Below are 1,607 nucleotides of genomic sequence, written 5' to 3' on the forward strand. Positions count from 1 at the left end.
ACTTGCTCCTCAAATAATTGGTATATCGTCTTATCCTTAGGATAATCCTTGTCTGTCTGATTCCAGTCATATACTATATGCTTATAATCTTTCTTATCTAAAAGATTAATATCTTTTAAACAAATATTAATATTCTCATCAATTGATTCTAATAGGTGCACATAACTATCTATTAATGATTGTACGAGGTATTTTAAATACTTACTTTTCTGGAATTCTGTTCGACAATAAATTCTATCGTCTTTAATATCTAATTCAAAATATAATCCTGTTTTAACATTCCCTGAATGTGAATATGTTTGTACTTGTTCATATGGTAAAGCTTGTACCTCTTGTGTCTCAATATTTAAATGAATTTCTGATAGTTGTTCTACCTTTTCCCGATCTAACTTTAAGAGATCCTGAAACTTTATTTGTCTGGATAACACCTGAAATATGTTATTTTGAGTATCTTTTATAAAATCACATAACATTTGATCAGGATTAAAGTTTGAAAATAAAAAAGTATTGTTGATAAAACACCCTACGGTATTTAAATGTTCAGGGAAAAACATCCTCTCATCGATATTTGTTCTAATTGCTATATTTTCTTTACCAGAGAATCTTTGTAACATTAGAGCAAATTGAGAATATAAAATAGAGAATAAACTACATCCTAATTTCTCTGATACCCTTTTAATTCTTCGTGTAGTTATATTATCCAAATTAAAACTCAATTGCTCTCCGGAGAAGTCATTAGAATCTCCTATACAATTATTAAGATTTAAACCTTCAACTACATTTATCCTATCTAACCAGTGTTGCCTATATTTAAGTTTATTTGAGTCATATAATTTATTTAGTTTTGATACTAGATCAATATAACTTCCCTCAATAGTCTGAGTATCTATACTAGCTATAGCGTTCTGATCTAATATATAACTATATAAGTCTGGTAGTAAAATATTTATTATAGATGTAGCATCTGCAATTAAGTGATGAAATTGAATAAAGCATATTTGATTACTATTATCCAAATTAATTAAGTAACATCGTATTAAAAAGTCTTTTTCTAAGTTAAATTCTTTTTGCTCTAGTTTAGATAATAATTCTTTTAAATCACTACCTACTTCTAAGTTTATTTGTTTTACTATAAAATCAGGTTTTTTATTTAATTTTCGTAAAATCTCATTATTCTCAAAAATATAGTTTGATCTTAATATCTCATATTTACTACAAATATAATTTATAGCATCTTGCAGCACACATAAATTAATTTCCTCATTAAACTTTAGAACAAAACTTTCATTATAAATAAGCTTATTGCCAGAAGATAATTGATGAAAATATATGTCTTTTTCCATATGATTTAAAGATGATTTGTAATCATCAAGATTTAAATTACAAATATTATCATTCTCAGAGAATTCTTTGGTATAAGCATTAAGAATCTTCTCAATTGTCTTTTGGCTTAAAACATCTGTAACAAATAATTTTAAAGCAGTTTGTTTAGTTATTTCATTAACTAAATGTATAGCTAATATACTATTACCACCTATCCTAAAGAAATCATCTGTAATACCTACTTTATCTAAACCAAGTACCTCTGCAAATATATTACATAAAGT

Annotated in this window: 1 protein-coding gene; it reads right to left on the bottom strand. The window is 25.8% G+C overall.

Going from position 1 to position 1,607, the window contains the following annotated elements; all coding sequences use genetic code 11:
- On the bottom strand, nt 1-1,607 hold a 1,607-nt coding region (locus AB8E56_RS11660), incomplete at both ends, for a condensation domain-containing protein (RefSeq protein ID WP_329481307.1).

Origin of the sequence: Francisella sp. 19X1-34 (genome assembly GCF_041102755.1) — a bacterium.
Classification (GTDB): domain Bacteria; phylum Pseudomonadota; class Gammaproteobacteria; order Francisellales; family Francisellaceae; genus Francisella.